Source organism: Pseudomonadota bacterium, from assembly GCA_026388275.1.
Lineage (GTDB): Bacteria > Desulfobacterota > Syntrophorhabdia > Syntrophorhabdales > Syntrophorhabdaceae > JAPLKB01.
Genome location: JAPLKB010000033.1, coordinates 1 through 15,242, shown reverse-complemented (window position 1 = coordinate 15,242; position 15,242 = coordinate 1). Strand labels below are relative to the sequence as shown.

14 protein-coding genes and 2 tRNA genes are annotated in these 15,242 nt (G+C 39.5%); 11 read left to right on the top strand and 5 right to left on the bottom strand.

Features of this window, described 5'->3' with window-relative positions:
- Window positions 1-576 precede the first annotated feature (576 nt).
- The 4 genes from NT010_08880 to NT010_08865 all read left to right on the top strand — a co-directional run bounded on the left by NT010_08880 (window position 577) and on the right by NT010_08865 (window position 4,196).
- Window positions 577-711: an OadG family protein gene (locus tag NT010_08880; protein MCX5806161.1), complete on the top strand. Its 135-nt coding sequence runs from the start codon at window positions 577-579 to the stop codon at window positions 709-711.
- Between the two features lie 17 nt (window positions 712-728).
- The gene (locus tag NT010_08875; protein MCX5806160.1) at window positions 729-1,868 is read left to right on the top strand and encodes a sodium ion-translocating decarboxylase subunit beta; all 1,140 of its coding nucleotides are present in this window, start codon (window positions 729-731) and stop codon (window positions 1,866-1,868) included.
- 108 nt (window positions 1,869-1,976) lie between these two features.
- Window positions 1,977-3,311: an SLC13 family permease gene (locus NT010_08870; GenBank protein ID MCX5806159.1), complete on the top strand. Its 1,335-nt coding sequence runs from the start codon at window positions 1,977-1,979 to the stop codon at window positions 3,309-3,311.
- Window positions 3,312-3,344: 33 nt separating this feature from the next.
- Window positions 3,345-4,196: a cytidylate kinase-like family protein gene (locus NT010_08865; protein ID MCX5806158.1), complete on the top strand. Its 852-nt coding sequence runs from the start codon at window positions 3,345-3,347 to the stop codon at window positions 4,194-4,196.
- 45 nt (window positions 4,197-4,241) lie between these two features.
- On the opposite strand, the gene NT010_08860 is transcribed toward NT010_08865, so the two are convergent.
- On the bottom strand, window positions 4,242-5,228 hold the full coding sequence (locus NT010_08860; protein ID MCX5806157.1) for a hypothetical protein: 987 nt from the start codon (window positions 5,226-5,228) through the stop codon (window positions 4,242-4,244).
- 73 nt (window positions 5,229-5,301) lie between these two features.
- Window positions 5,302-6,843: a sigma 54-interacting transcriptional regulator gene (locus NT010_08855; GenBank protein ID MCX5806156.1), complete on the bottom strand. Its 1,542-nt coding sequence runs from the start codon at window positions 6,841-6,843 to the stop codon at window positions 5,302-5,304.
- Window positions 6,844-7,093: 250 nt separating this feature from the next.
- On the opposite strand from NT010_08855, the gene NT010_08850 reads away from it, so the two are divergent.
- Complete coding sequence (locus NT010_08850; protein ID MCX5806155.1) at window positions 7,094-7,297, top strand: hypothetical protein; 204 nt, start codon at window positions 7,094-7,096, stop codon at window positions 7,295-7,297.
- 235 nt (window positions 7,298-7,532) lie between these two features.
- Here NT010_08850 and NT010_08845 read toward each other — a convergent pair whose 3' ends face one another.
- Window positions 7,533-7,907, bottom strand: a complete 375-nt coding sequence (locus NT010_08845) for a hypothetical protein (GenBank protein ID MCX5806154.1) — start codon at window positions 7,905-7,907, stop codon at window positions 7,533-7,535.
- A 266-nt stretch (window positions 7,908-8,173) separates the two neighbouring features.
- Here NT010_08845 and NT010_08840 point away from each other — a divergent pair, with 266 nt between their 5' ends.
- From NT010_08840 to NT010_08830, 3 genes are all read left to right on the top strand, one after another.
- Window positions 8,174-8,386: a transcriptional coactivator p15/PC4 family protein gene (locus NT010_08840; protein MCX5806153.1), complete on the top strand. Its 213-nt coding sequence runs from the start codon at window positions 8,174-8,176 to the stop codon at window positions 8,384-8,386.
- A gap of 259 nt (window positions 8,387-8,645) precedes the next feature.
- A tRNA-Lys gene (locus tag NT010_08835) sits at window positions 8,646-8,719 on the top strand.
- Between the two features lie 5 nt (window positions 8,720-8,724).
- Window positions 8,725-8,797, top strand: a tRNA-Glu gene (locus tag NT010_08830).
- A gap of 207 nt (window positions 8,798-9,004) precedes the next feature.
- On the opposite strand, the gene NT010_08825 is transcribed toward NT010_08830, so the two are convergent.
- Both NT010_08825 and NT010_08820 read right to left on the bottom strand, forming a co-directional pair.
- Window positions 9,005-10,072 carry a PDZ domain-containing protein gene (locus tag NT010_08825; GenBank protein MCX5806152.1) on the bottom strand — a complete coding sequence of 356 codons (1,068 nt, stop codon included), beginning with the start codon at window positions 10,070-10,072 and terminating at the stop codon, window positions 9,005-9,007.
- Between the two features lie 169 nt (window positions 10,073-10,241).
- Window positions 10,242-11,795, bottom strand: coding sequence for a hypothetical protein (locus NT010_08820; GenBank protein ID MCX5806151.1), 1,554 nt, complete (start codon window positions 11,793-11,795; stop codon window positions 10,242-10,244).
- Between the two features lie 1,267 nt (window positions 11,796-13,062).
- On the opposite strand from NT010_08820, the gene NT010_08815 reads away from it, so the two are divergent.
- The 3 genes from NT010_08815 to NT010_08805 all read left to right on the top strand — a co-directional run.
- Window positions 13,063-14,409, top strand: a complete 1,347-nt coding sequence (locus NT010_08815; protein MCX5806150.1) for a hypothetical protein — start codon at window positions 13,063-13,065, stop codon at window positions 14,407-14,409.
- Between the two features lie 153 nt (window positions 14,410-14,562).
- On the top strand, window positions 14,563-15,009 hold the full coding sequence (locus tag NT010_08810) for a pilin (protein MCX5806149.1): 447 nt from the start codon (window positions 14,563-14,565) through the stop codon (window positions 15,007-15,009).
- An 88-nt stretch (window positions 15,010-15,097) separates the two neighbouring features.
- The coding region (locus tag NT010_08805) for a prepilin peptidase (GenBank protein MCX5806148.1) at window positions 15,098-15,242 on the top strand (145 nt) is incomplete at its 3' end.

Sequence of the window (15,242 nt, the reverse complement as noted above, 5' to 3'; positions counted from 1 at the left end):
ACCTGAGTTGTCAGAAGATTCTAAAAAATTATTATACTTAGTTGGGGTAAGCGCTTTTTTTATTTCGTCTAAGGTTTTCCCTTATCTCCAACCATACAAATAGAATCTGAAAATCAGGGATTTCCTGATTGAATGTGAATGCGTTCACATAATACAATAATTCTTATTTAGTGAGTTGCGCTGCGGCAAGCGATGGAGAATATATTTCTGAAGTTTTATGCAGCACTTTTTGACAAGTGCAAGACGATGTTGAAATTTACATATTTGAAACCTGGCATGAAGAGCCTGTTGTAATACTTTAAGGATGAAAAGGCAGATTTAATTTATTTTGCAGCACAGGTTCATGTTATTATTTAACCCCCTAATATTCTTGAGCCTTTGCTGCCTGCCTTATAAAGAATTTTTTAGATATATAGCATGATTAATAAAATTTAAAATAATGTTGCTAATTCTGCAATGGCTATATTTGGAGATTGTCAAAGAAAGGGCTATATGTGAAAATATTCCCTTGACAAAGTATCCGTTAATCATTTTTAATAACAGCATTAACATATCAAACCCCAAGGAGGCAGGCTTATGATGGATAAATGGACATTCGGTTTAACCTTGCTTGTAGTAGGCATGGGCGGAACAATTGCTACACTCATTTTATTCAGTTTTATAATGAGTGGTTTGAAAAAGATTTTCCCGTACAAAAAAGAAGAAGAATAGGAAAGGAGGAAAATTAGATGACTGAAGCAATATTAGGTGGTTTATCAGGACTTATTGCAGGCATTTCAGCCCTGCATTGGTCAAATGTGGTGATGATGATAATAGGTGGAATCCTCCTTTATCTGGGAATTAAAAAAGATTTTGAGCCATTACTTCTTGTTCCCATCGGTTTCGGCTGTATTATCGTGAATGTTCCCCTTGCAGACCTTATGGAAAAAGAAGGCTTTCTCAGGACTCTCTATGACATGGGTGTTATAACAGAATTGTTCCCCTTGCTCATTTTTGTCGGTATCGGGGCCATGACGGATTTCAGACCTGTCCTTGAAAGCCCATATACTTTTCTTCTGGGGGCAGCAGGGCAGCTCGGTATATTCCTGGTACTTCTTCTTGCCCTTTGGATGGGTTTTCCCTATAACGAAGCTGTCACCATCGGAATCATAGGCGCATGTGACGGACCGACAGTTATCTTTGTGGCATCCAAATATGCAAAGGAACTGCTTGGTCCATGCACGGTTGCGGCATATTCGTACATGTCATTGGTACCGGTGCTTCAGCCGCCGATTATGAGGATGCTTACCACAAAGAAAGAACGTGAGACTATCATGAAGACGCACAAGAAGACGGTGTCAGACACAACAGCATTACTTTTTCCTATTGTCATCACAGTTGTTGGTGGACTTATTGCTCCAATGGGCTTACCGCTTCTTGCAACGATTATGCTGGGCAATTTCATGAAGGAGTCAGGCGCAGTTGCCAGACTTACGAAGGCATCTGAAAATGAGATAGCCAACATCGTTACCTTGTTTCTCGGATTATCAATCGGCGCTACAATGAACGGACCATTATTTGTGAAACCTACAACCTTGATTATTCTTGCACTGGGTCTTTTGGCTATATGTCTTGACACAGTAGGTGGAGTACTTTTTGGAAAGATACTGTATTACGTGACAGGCGGGAAAGTGAATCCTCTGATCGGAGCAGCCGGTATCTCAGCATTCCCTATGTCTGCAAGAGTAGTACAGAAGGAAGGCCAGAAATACAACAGAAAGAGTTATCTCCTTATGCACGCTATGGGTGCAAATGCAGGCGGCCAGGTAGGTTCTGTCATGGCAGCAGCAGTTATGCTGTCCGTGCTGAAAGCTATGGGAGTAATATGATTTAAAAAATATTGTATACATTTTTTAAAATATTTGATAAAACTAAAGGCGGGATTATTTCCCGCCTTTTTTGTATTTTGTATACTAAATAACAGGGGGTCATGAGAAATGGATTTTATGCAAATTGCAGCAAGCGTTATCTTCCTCGCCAGTATCATCCTTGTAATCACCGGTTGGATTGACAGCGTCATCGCTGCGCTCTCAGGGATCATTCTGATGATTTTTGTAGGCATATACAGCGATATTGATGCCTTTAAGATTGTTGATTGGAATGTTATAGCTATACTCCTGAGTATTTGGATAATATCAGGCTATTTTGGTAAATCCGGTGTACCTGATTTTTTGGCTGCCATAATCTTAAAGATGTCTAAGGGGAACGTGGCAATATTTGTAACAGTCCTTGGTATGCTTGCCGGATTTGTATCCATGTTGATTGATAATGTAGTTGTTGTCCTTATGTTTGCACCCGTTGTTTTTCATGCATGTCGACGATTTAAATTTCCTGCATTTGCGCCTGTGATGTTTGTTGGTCTTTGTGCAAACTTTATGGGCACTGCCATGCTGCTGGGTGATTTGCCTCCGCAGATGCTCCATAGCGTGTCAGGCATAGAATTCAATGGTTTTCTGTGGTATATGGGGCGGCCATCATCATTTTTTATCCTTTGTATTTCATATATCATTACCTGCGGATTTTTTTACTGGTTATTTTCGAAAAAGTACAAAGATATCAGGATGGATGTTGCATCCATGTCTGAGGAAAAGCCCCTTGATCATATCAAGGATAAACCTTTTGCCATAATTACATGCAGTATTTTTGTCATTACAATTATTGCCATGGCTTTTCGTCCTGTCTTTGGTTATACCCTCGGATTTATTGCTATGTGGGGCGCTATGGCAATCATGCTAATATTTGAAGTTTTTAAGGACCGTTTTACCCTGGAAATTCCCAATATTGAACAAGTGTTTTCCGAACTGGACTGGAGGGCAGTATTCTTTTATGTCTCCCTATTTGCCTTGGTTGGAGGACTGGAACATGCAGGAGTGATAAAGCTTGTATCCAATGCAATTACGCCGTTAATCCAGAAGAGCCTTATTGTGGGTGCTACAGCACTTTACTGGGTAACAGCCCCTATCGTTGGCATTGTGGAGCACGATGCTTATATCCTTACTATGCTCTATGTTATCAGAGACCTGTGTAAAGATACAGGAATGAACCCCTGGCCCCTGTACTGGATGCTGTTATGGGCCGGTACGCTGGGAAGCAACCTCACCGTTGCCGGTGCACCTGCATTATTTGTAGCAAAAAGCATGGGTGAAAAAGAAGACCAGAGAAAGGTCGGTCTGAAAGAATTTCTGGGCATTACTGTGCCCTATGTTATTATATCACTCATTTTTTGTTATATTCCTGCTATGCTGATCTGGGTAATTCCATTTCAGAAATAGATTCTTCCAAAAAGACTTTTAAAAGGAGGGGCTATGGCCATATTAACGATAGCAAGGGAATACGGAAGCGGAGGAAAAGAGATAGGCAAAAACATTGCCACGTTGTTGAATTATGCATATATTGACAGAAAGCAAATACTTGAGGATATGAAGAAGGTAGGAGTCAATTGGGAAGAGCTGACAAAATATCTTGACGAAAATCAACCGACTATCATAGAGAGATATGAATGGTCTTACAGGGGTTTTGTGGCATTAAACCAGAGCCATATTCTTAATTATGCCATGCATGACAGGATTGTAATTATGGGTAGAGGCGGAAATTTTTTATTGAAAGGGATACCTCATGCATTAAGGATACGAACAATAGCACCGATTGAAAAGAGGATTGAGAATGTAATGAAATGGCTGGAAATCGACAACAGTGAGAATGCCCGATGGCTGATAGAGAAGGTAGACAGTGAGATGGCGGGCGCTGTTTATTTGATTTACGGAAGTGCATTGGACGATCCTGAGCAATATGATTTTGTTTTTGATACAAGCATACAGACATATGATGAAATTACAGACATTATAAAGAATGAGCTTGAAAAAAGAGATAAGCTCTGCACGGAAAAAGCAAAGAATATATTACAGTTAAAGGCCCTTGCAGCAAAAATAAAGGCTGAAATTGCGATAAATCCTGATTTGTCGGTGCCAACGCTGGAGGTCAGGTTAAAAGAAGAAGGGCTTGTAGAATATGGTTTATTTGTGGGAGGTGTTTTTCACAATATAGACGACAAAAAAAAGATTGAAGAGATTGTAAAGGGTTTATCCGGCAATGTTCCTGTTGAGTTCGAATTACAACACAGGATGCACCCGAGACTTGGGGATGTGCAGTACAAATGATGGACCGGGGCACATAGACAACAGAGCATACTGGATTATCCCTATCTACACACCTTTAAATTCCATTTTCTCGAAGATAGGGCCGATAACCGTATCCATCGCTAACCATTGGTAAGCTTTTACGGATTCCTGAAATTTGTACCAGTCGGTTTCTTTGTAATTTCCCCTCCATATCCATTCTGTTTCACTTATGGGGACGTTGTATCCGCCGCCGGAATATGGAATTTCTGTATTCACAAAATCAATTGCCTCTTTAAACCACTGTTTTTTATCATACTCAATGAAATTATTGCCGATCAAAGCCTTATAACGATCAATACGGTCTTCTTCGTTGCCGTAGTATGGACCTATCGCTTCATCTATCAGAGTTATAAAATTATTACTGTCATCGGGAGCGTTGAGATAACGAATGTATTTTTCATAAATGCATCTGGCAGCCTCAAGGAAACGTTTCTTATTGTCTATTTGCGAAATACTTGGAATAAGACGTTCATCTTCCCATATCAGATCCGGTTCATCCGGTTTATGTTTGGCATCTGCATGCCCGATATTAGGAATAAGGCCTTCAAAAAGACCTTTCATTTCATTAAAACCCTCATTAAATCCGACAAAATTCTGATGAGCAAATGTGTCTGCATACATATGTGTGGCTATACCTATGCTATAGAGGTTGCGAGAATAAAGGGCAGCCTGAAGCAACTGCCTGCTGTTGAGATTATCGGGTATGGTATTCATTATATGAAACTTGCCGTCACGACGCCAGGCCGAATCGCCGGTAATTTCCGTTAATGTGCCCGGCATAAAATGAAAAACAGGGTAGATTCTCATATATTCTTTCTGCGGGTTGAAGATATCCATCGTCTGGCTGATATAGTTTGCATATTCATCCGGATGACCTTCATGAATTCTATATATTGTATCATTGTCATCTGTATATTGTGACGAATATGCAATTATTCTGGCATCTTCCGGCTTAAAACCTGCCCTGCATGCAATGATGTAAGTAATGTAGTAATGAAATTCTATATCCATAATTTACTCCCAATATTTGTCGAAATCATAGCATCTTGTACGTCTCCAAATAATTGACATAAAACTTTCCGAACTACTTCTTTGCTGCCCTGCCGAAGGAGACGCCAAGTTTTCTCATCCTATGGCGCAGGGTCCCCGGATTTATCCCCAGGATGGCCGCTGCACCTTTTTCTCCTTCCACTCTACCTCCAGCCATTTTTAAAGCCAACCTTATATGCAGTGCTTCAATATTGCCGAGCGTCAGATCATTGTTGTCGGGACTGTATTCTGGATGTTCGTTGTTATGCACCTGAATGCCAATAATATCTTTAAAACTGAGCGACCTTCCGCCGTGGATGATCATTGCACGTTCCAGAACATTGCTCAACTCCCTTACGTTCCCTGGCCAGTCATAATCAATCAATTGCTCCATAGTGCCGGGCAGAAGTGCAGGCTTAAAATGTAATCCGATTTCATTTGCCTTTCTTCGCATGAAATAGTCAACGAGAGTCGGGATGTCAATTCTTCGTTCCCTGAGAGGCGGGATATAGATGGGGAATACGCACAAGCGGTAATACAGATCGTCCCTGAAGAGGTTTCCTTTCACAAGTGACTTGAGATCCTTGTTAGTGGCAGAGATAATACGTATATCAATTTTTATGGATCGGGTTCCGCCGACGCGCTCTATCTCTTTTTCTTGTAAGACTCTGAGTAGACGTACCTGTGCATGGAACGGCAGTTCGCTTACTTCATCGAGAAAGATGGTGCCTCCGTGGGCACGCTCAAATCTGCCTCTCTGCTGGGATAAGGCGCCGGTAAAAGCACCTTTTTCGTGACCGAAAAGTTCGCTGTCGATAAGAGATTCCGGTATGGCTCCACAGTTGACCTTTATAAGCGGTCCATTTTTCATTGGAGAAAAATTGTGGATTGCATTCGCAATGAGTTCCTTACCGGTTCCTGTTTCACCATGAAGCAATACAGGACTTGACTGAGGCGCTACTTTAAGGACTTGTTCCATTACCCCTTTCAAACCGAATTCAGCGCCTACAATCTCTTCACTGAACCCACGCCTTAACTCGTTCTGGAAGTATTTACTATCATCTGCAAGCAACTCTTTTAAATTCATTAACTCCATATAACGGCGGCTGTTGGCAAGGGCTACAGCCGCAGGCTCGTTTATGAGGGACCATAGTTTTGCGTCATCTTCCGTGTATCTTCCTTTTCCTTTAGCCCGGACAATCAAAGAACCGACAAATTTGTTTTCAACAGTGAGACGTCCAACGATAATTGAGGAGTCGGCCCAATTATAATTCACGGCAACAATTGCAAGTATTTCGTCCTTGTACACATCGTCGGATGCTCTTACACGTGGGAATTTGAAGGGATCTTCCAATTGCTTCTGAAGGTGTGAAGGCATAGGGATCTTATCAGTGCTTGATATGCCGCCATGTTCATCGGCGATTGCAACGACATCAAGCGTTCCAGTACCATGGTTATATTCGGTTAGAATAAGTTCATCAGTGGGGATGATATTCCGGAGATAGAGGAAGCAGTGCCAGAGTGCCTTCTCGATTTCGAGACTCCCGCATATGCGCAAGGTAATCTCTCTGAAAAATTGATTTTCATCTACATTCATAGAGCTTTATCCAAAACAATCCTACCGTGCTTAGTAGTTTACAGGATTTCCTATAACTATGCAAATAATATTCCGTCATATTTAACAGTTATTAGCAGTACTGAGATATGTATCAGTTAATATCTGTTGAATATAACAGTCTCGTAATGCCTGTTATGTATAACATACTGATTATACAGTTAATTGGCATTTGGCACAGTCCTTGCTTTAAAAATACAAGGTAATTAAATCGGAGCTTAAGGAGGGTGCCATGGCAGTGAAATGGAGTCCGGAATCTGATATTACTAACAAAACTATGGAAGAGATGCTTATAGAAGTATTCGGGTGCAGTTCTCCGGATAGCAGTGTAATAAAACTTGAGGCCGGCAGGGAAAGAAAGAGAATCAACAAAGTACACTGCGTTGATTGTTATACAGATAACCAGGACATGATGTCCTTGTCCGTTAATGCCTGATTACTGATCAACCTCCGGGTTGATCAGATTATATATATTTATGGTATGTGGATGCGGGGTCACCTTGGTGGTATTCAGCATGTCCACCCGTATTTACATACCCAATAAACTTCTCTTAATAATCCACCGTTATTTGTCATTTGTAGCAAAGTAAAGCTAAATGCTTACCCGTATCGGTAAAATGACCGTTGGTATACCGTTCCACTGCAGCCTGCGCTGAATAGCGTGTGCTGTTTCATTGTGATATCTTCTGGAAAGGGTTGTTGTGACGGAATTCTAATTTTCCTGTAAAAACAGTTGATCTCGGAAACTCTTTGACTGTTGCTTCAACAAGATCCGAGGCTTCATCTATCACATCTGTTCCCACATCCGTTCTATAATCAGCAGGAAATCCGTGTTGACGGGTAATTTTTACATATTTTATTAGATTTTCTTCAACTGATTTTTTCAAAGCTGCTATCTCGGCAATATCTTTAAACGTGCCGGAATCAACCTCTGCAACTGAGACAAAGATAAAGTTTTTGTATACGTTAGGAAAATTACGGACTATAGAAAGCAGCGTATGGAGGCCAAAGCCGCTGAATCCTCTTACAAGCAGAATGGCTGTCAAAGCCTTTTCATTAGTTGTGTGTTCTTGCAGCGTAGAATTGTAATGCACTGTTAAAAAACATATAAGCGCTTTTTATTGTGAATTGTTGAATAAAAAACGAGAAGTGACTCATTTTGTGGGGGGTATCCATAATTTTGGGTATAGTTATCAATGAAATGTAATCTTTGTCAATATAAAATTATAAAAGTAAATTTTTTCTTAAAAAAATATTTGCTATGTATATTTTTTTATGGCAATTTGCTAAAATGGAGCTATAAGGAGGGAGTATGCAGATAGGAGAACTGGCGAAAGGTAAAGATAAAATTATCATTACATTAAAGGAGTTTAAAGGAAAGCAGTATATTGACATCAGAACATACTTTGAAAATCAGGAAGGAGAATGGATACCGACAAAAAAAGGTATTTCACTCACGCCGGACAGTGTTGATGATTTGATAAAATTTCTGAATGAGGCTAAGCAGAAGGTTTCCGATAAGTAAAAGTTAGTGCGTGATAACTTTTTATCGTTGATATTTGCCTTCCATATTTAACGAAATATTTTACATTTTAAAATTAGGTTTCTCTCGGTTTTCGCGTACCCTACAATACTACCTGTATTATTTCAGCTAATCATATTGAATATTACGGAAAGGATAGGTGGGCATCGCTTTCGTGCATGAAGAAAATATCGATGCAATGCAAGGGGGTTTATTAGACTTGACAATGCGTGAAAATTTTAATATGTTAGTACACTTCAGCGGGCCGTTAACTCAGGCTGGTAGAGTATCTGCCTTTTAAGCAGAGAGTCGCAAGTTCAAGTCTTGCACGGCCCATATATGTCCCCATCGTCTAGAGGCCTAGGACACTGGCCTTTCACGCCGGCAACCGGGGTTCGAATCCCCGTGGGGACGCTTTTAACTACTTGATATTATTAGAGTCACCCCCTTAAAAGTCATTACATTTTCATTACAGTTTTTTGTAAACCCTTCGTTTCCAGATCACAAAATTAGCGATGTGCTACGGTCATTTCTTCGGGATAAGGTTAATAATAACATGACAACGGTTTTCGTTTGACCTCTCCTTAGGCCTACTTTCTTCCTTGTTGGCATTCAGCCGTTTCATCGCAAGTTGTTTGACTTTCTGACCTGCCCTCTAATCAATCCCACCAATTGCTGGATGGTCAAACCCCTGGCATCTTTCCCGTCTACCTTCAGGACACGGTCGCCAATTTTAATCCCCGCTTCGGCCGCCGGCAAGCCCTGCAAAACATCCGCAATGAGTTGAGGATCTGTTTCCGATATTTTTAACCCAACGAGGCCAATGTCATTTTTAAGCTTTTTCCCGGCCGAATCGGTTTTGCCCGGAACCCCGCCATGTCTCGTGAGGACGTATGTCTGGGGCATATCGCCGGTTTTCGTTACACCGGTGCATGAATCCAGACCGAAGAAAATCCCCGCATCCCTGTCTGCCTGATATAAGCCCTTTTGAAAATTAAGAGTGATATTATTGCCATCTTCGCTGACAGTGCCTGTAAACTCACTCTGATCACCGGGTATCGTGCAATCCGAGACTCCCTCCGTAAATGGGCCTCTGTAACGCATACCTTTGATGGAAAACCCATTTATTCTGCCCTTGAATACCATCTCGCTATTGCCTCGTGGCGTCCTTCCTTGTTTCCCTACCAATGCACCCCCGTCACTGATCACCGTTACTCCGTCGGTCCCCACACTGCCTTTGGCGATGAACTCTGCGTTGTTTACCGAAACGGCAAAGGTCGTTGTTCCGACAAGCCAGACACCGGCTAATTCCGCCACTTTCTCGATTCTCTCAAGCCTGTACTCAAGCTTGATGATCTCATCGTTGACGAGCCGTGCGTCATTGGCTTTGGGTGCCACAATCAGATAGCGGCGATAGCTGGCTATTGCATCCTTCAGCAGTCCCATTTTAGACTGAACTGATCCCAGGTTGTACCAGGCTGCTGGCATGGTTGGTGCAAGCTCAGTTGCTTTTTTAAACTCGGCTGCCGCTGCTGCCAGCTCACCCTCACTTTTCGCCATTTCGATTGCCACCATCCCGCGTACAAGATGTTTGCGGGCTTCGTCAGCACTGTTCTGCCCGAAAACAGGTGCCGTCAGCCCCATGATGACCAATGCTATTATTATTAAACGGTGATAAGATTTGCTCATTATTCCTTCTCCTTTTTCTTATTCTGGTCCGACGATTGCCGCTCTGTTCTCTTCTCCGGTAACTGTTTTCTTAAGTTGTTTGACTTCCTGATCCAACTTAGTGATTTTTTCGGCATGATACATCAATCTGTCCATGAAAATCTTTCAGGTGCGCCTCCATCAAAATGGGTTACTGAGCTCTGCATTCAACAATTTTATTATATGTATTAGTAATTTGATTTTGAATATACTTGGCTGATTCCAACTCTTTACCAGAAGCATTGCGCAGAGTGCAAATGTTTTTATAACTTAAATACATATCTGTGGCGTTGTATGCTGTGTTCACAACCAACTGTGCAATACCGACATAAGAATATTTAGAAAATCCTTTTCTTGCTAAAAATGCGGTTATTGATTTTCCAGATAAAAACTGTGCAGTATCAATAGTAGGATATTCGCTTAAATATTCTTTAACCTTTGGATTTGACAGTAATTCTTTTATATCTGCATCTGTTTCGCCTATTTTTGCAACAGAAGACTGAATTACATTTTTAACATAATCAAAATAATCTGCTATATTGCTAAATTCCGAAGTATACTTGGCAATTTTGTATTCAGCCATTCTTAAATTTAGTTTCATTTTCAGGCTCTCAATTTGTGCGTGAGTATATACATTTCCTTTTATTAATTTAGTTTCAATCAATTCCAAATTTCGTTTAACATTCTCCGCTCCGCTTCTGGTTTCCTTTAAATAATCAAAAAATTCACCAACAGCAAAAGATGATCCATCAATAACTGCATTCCAGAAAGCGGCGTCGTTTTTCTGTTTCCATTCATCAAGTTGACTTTTAGTAAATTCAATTTGTTTTTGAAATTTCTGCATGTCACCAACTTGCTTATTGTATTTAGCAATTATTTCCTTACATTCTCCTCTTTCAGTCTTCTGTTTTTTTTCTTCTTTTTTAGGTTTTTCTACTTTTTTTATCGCTTCTTTATTTTGCTTTAAACTCTGGACAACAAAAGTACTTGCATCCCTTAAATCAACAATTATCGGGTCATTTTCTGGCTCCATCAACGTAGATATTTCAGGTTCTGTAAGTGTAGTTCCAAAAAAATTAGTTCCTGTGGAAATTTCAATTTTGCCGTTAGTGGCAGACGGTTGATCGAAGGGATCGCCCGCTGCTTTTCTCATTGTTTCGGCATCTCCATCAAGATTTTTAAAATCTACAAGGGCTCCCGTACTGGACCCCTTGAGAGTTCCCAGGAGCTGATCCTTTTTCTCAGCAAAATCCTTCTGTCGCGCAAACTCCAGTTCCCTTTCCTTCTGCTCTCTTTGCATTTGTTGTTGCCGCTGTGCCTCTTGTTGCGCCTCCTGTTGCTGTCGGGATGGGGCTTTATTTTTTGGCCCCTGCATCATTCCATCCAGCAAACCCTGGAACAACTGCAGCTTGATATCGTTATTCATGGAGCGGCTGCTGGACTTACTGCCGGAAAGTGATTTCTTTGATGATCCGGATTTAGGTGTGCATACCGGCATGCTCCGATTGCCATTGGAACAGTTGCAATTGTAGTTATTCATCTTTGGATCGATACTATATGCTTTCAGGGAGCTTGGGCAATCAATCTGCGCTCCAGCCCAAGCATCAACAACAGAAAAGAGCATGGTTGCTGCTATCAAGTATATAATAAATATTGCTGCGGATATCCTTGGACAGACGTCAAGACGCGCACTGTTCACTGCCATACAAGAATCTCCTCCGGGTTTTCTCCTGCACTGTACATTGAAGTATTAAAGTAACTGCAAGGGGGGTCTTATGGAAGGAAGGTAAAGTTTTTCAAGGACAGACTTAACCTTGATCCTCATGCTCCTTTTCTTAATTATACTGCAATGTTATTTAATTTACAAGTAAAAGCTCTATTACAGAATTTCTTAATACCGTGTGTAACCTTGCATATTGAAAGAATATTTCAAAAATAAAGGAAGAAGGATTTCAAGGGCTCAGGGATCGAAATTGAGGCATCTTTGGCAATTGACGGGTTTTCCGGGGGCAGTAACCTGATCCTGTTGAGTCCCGGCTTTTCCATATCGTCCGAAACGAGGTCTATCTTCTTTATCAATCTGTTGCCTTTGAATCTCCTTGAATAAATAAGGTAAATTATAGTACTGTTTAATAAATTTTACATCTATGGAAAAATTAAATTATAAAGAGTTTTTTAAAAATCAAGAAAATTATTACCTGTTCTACATCTTCTTTCTCTTTGCGTTTGTTTCATATTATCTTGTCCAGTGGCCAATTTATGCCGGAGATACAGACCTCTGGTATCACCTGAACGGAGGCAGATATATCCTTCAGAATGGGATGATACCAAGGGATAGCAGTTTCTTCTCCTTCATTACTCCTCCTCGCGAATGGGTTGATTATTATTGGTTATTTCAGGTCCTAGTTTACAAAATCTATTCATTTTCAGGCTATTATGGCCTTATTTTTCTTCGTGCAATTATTTTTCTCGCAACGATATTTATTATTTATCTGATTTTAAACAGAGGCATAAAGAATAAGCCTGATTTGTATACGGTATTGGTTTTTTCACTGTATATGCTTATGCTGCTACCGCGTTTTCATTTAATAAGACCACATATATTTACATATTTCTTCATAATTCTTTTTATCTTCATCATTGAATTAAAACCAAGATACGTAGTGGCCTTGCCATTTATTGCAGTATTGTGGGTTAATCTTCACGGGATAGAGTATCCTGTCATGCTTTTGATTGTGCTGTCATATCTGATAGAGTTCTTTATCAGATATACAATAAGCAAAACACATATCAGAAAGGAGGACCTGTATTTTGTTGTTCCAATAATCCTGACAGTAGGCGCTGTTTTTTGTACTCCCCATGGTTCTCAACTTACGTGGGTACCTTTTATCCCTACTGGATTTGCAGCACTTTATATCAATGAAATAGCACATATAAAACCGGAAGAATTTTTCACGTTTCAAATTATAAGAATGAAATTTTCTCATGGAGCGGTTTTTAATATTTTGTTTTTTATCTCGTGTATTGCTGCAATAACAACTCTTTTTAATAAAAACTATAGGAGAATATGTCATTTAATTATGTTTTTAGGCGGGATTGCTCTGCTTACAAAGGCAAACCGCTTTGTATATGAATATGTGTTGCTTTCAGTGCCTATTTTTAAAGATATTTTGCAATTTGATACATCTTCTTTACGAATCAAAGACAAGACAGATCTGGATTATTTTAAAATAAAAGAAAATATATTGAAGCCTTTTAGCATAATTTTATTGGTTATCTTTATGATTATTTCTTCTTTAAACATAAAAGACATGTTTACAAATCTTCCGAGGTATCCGTTTTCCCATAAAAATCTTCCTGAAGGAATATGTACTTTTTTAAACAAAATACAAGCAGTAGGAGGAACGGTTTTCAATTATCCAAACCATGGCGGTTATCTGCAATGGATGCTTTATCCGAAGTATAACATATTTATGGACATGGAAATCCCTTTTCTCTTTCTTAATGAAGATATTTTTATTGCAAATAATGCCTTTTTTACAGGAAAGGGGCTAAACTACATTGTAGAAAAATATCATCCTTCATTTATTATAGCACCTATCGAAAGAACAGGATTTAAATTATTAATTGCAAAACACCCTGGTTACAAAGCCATATTTTTTGATGAAACAGGCGTTTTATATGCAAATAGTGAACAATTTCCAAAGATTGTTAATGAATATGAACTAAAAGAAATAGACCCTTATGTAATTAATTTTGTAAATATTGACGTAATTGTATCTGGAGAAAGATATGAAAACATTTTGAAGGAATTATCAAGGCTGATCGAAATATATCCCGGATGTGGTTATACAAATCAATTTATGGCGCTTTTGCAAAATAAAAAAAGAAATTTTAGCAAATCAATTCAATATACCGAAAACATTATAAAATACTACCCGGAATCTCCTGTCGGATATCAATTAAAAGCTGATGCATTGCAAGGTATGGAAAAGTATGATGATGCCCTTTTAGAGTATAAAAAGGCCTTAAGCAGAGCAGTAAAGAAGGTCGAAATATACAGAGAAATCGGCAACATATATATGAAGCAGAAAAAGTATGCTAAAGCGTATAAAATCTTAAAGATGATTACTGATCCATTTTCTAGTACAACAGATTATAAATCTATGCATGATGTTTGTCTTGCTGCAATCTTGTCGGGAAACCGAAGAGATGCAGAAATCCTATTCAAATATGCACATATGCTTGTCCCAACTGAAAATAAGGAATGGAACGAAAAGTATGCCAAACTTGCAGATATGTTTATGGTAAGCAAATAAAAGGAAGATTGATATTTTTTTTGAACTTGAGTCCTCGGTTTAGCCGCCTTCAACCCAATCTCTAAGGAATGTGACGAATATCATTGACAAGAAAATGTATTGATACTATAAAGTATATTGCAATACATATTAAATCTTTCAGGAGGTGTTTTTATGATTAAGGTTCACAGAAATAGTAAGGGCTTTACATTAATTGAGTTGCTGATCGTTATTGCGATCATCGGTATCCTCGCTGCAATTGCAATCCCTGCTTATACTGGATACACAAAAAAGGCTAAGTTATCGGGTGTAACAAGTGCAATGGGTGCTCTTAAGAATGCCATAACGGCATACTATACAGAAAAAGGAAATATTCCATCCAACCCTACAAGCATTACCGAAATTAATTCTAACTTTGGCATTACTCTTCCATCACAATATGTATCTGATGCAAATGTTACCAATGCTTCAGATATTGTCACCATCAATGTGACGCTGGCAAATATAGGTAGTGACGTTAATGGTGGTGTTATGAATTTGGTATCAACCAATATTGCAACAACGCCGACATGGACATTCGGGTCAGCCAATGCTAACATTACCCCTCTGTTACCAAAGTAACAATTAATAGTGAATATAAATATGGGGGCGTAAGTACGCCCCCATATTTATTTATGGTTATAACGGCAGTCAAGAATGAGATATGCTAATGAATATATTAAACATCCTTATTTTCATATTCGGTTCTGTTGTTGGCAGTTTTCTTAATGTATGCATCTACCGGCTTCCCCGGAACAGGTCAATAATCCTGCCCAATTCGTTTTGCCCTTCCTGTGAAAAACCTATAAAGCTTT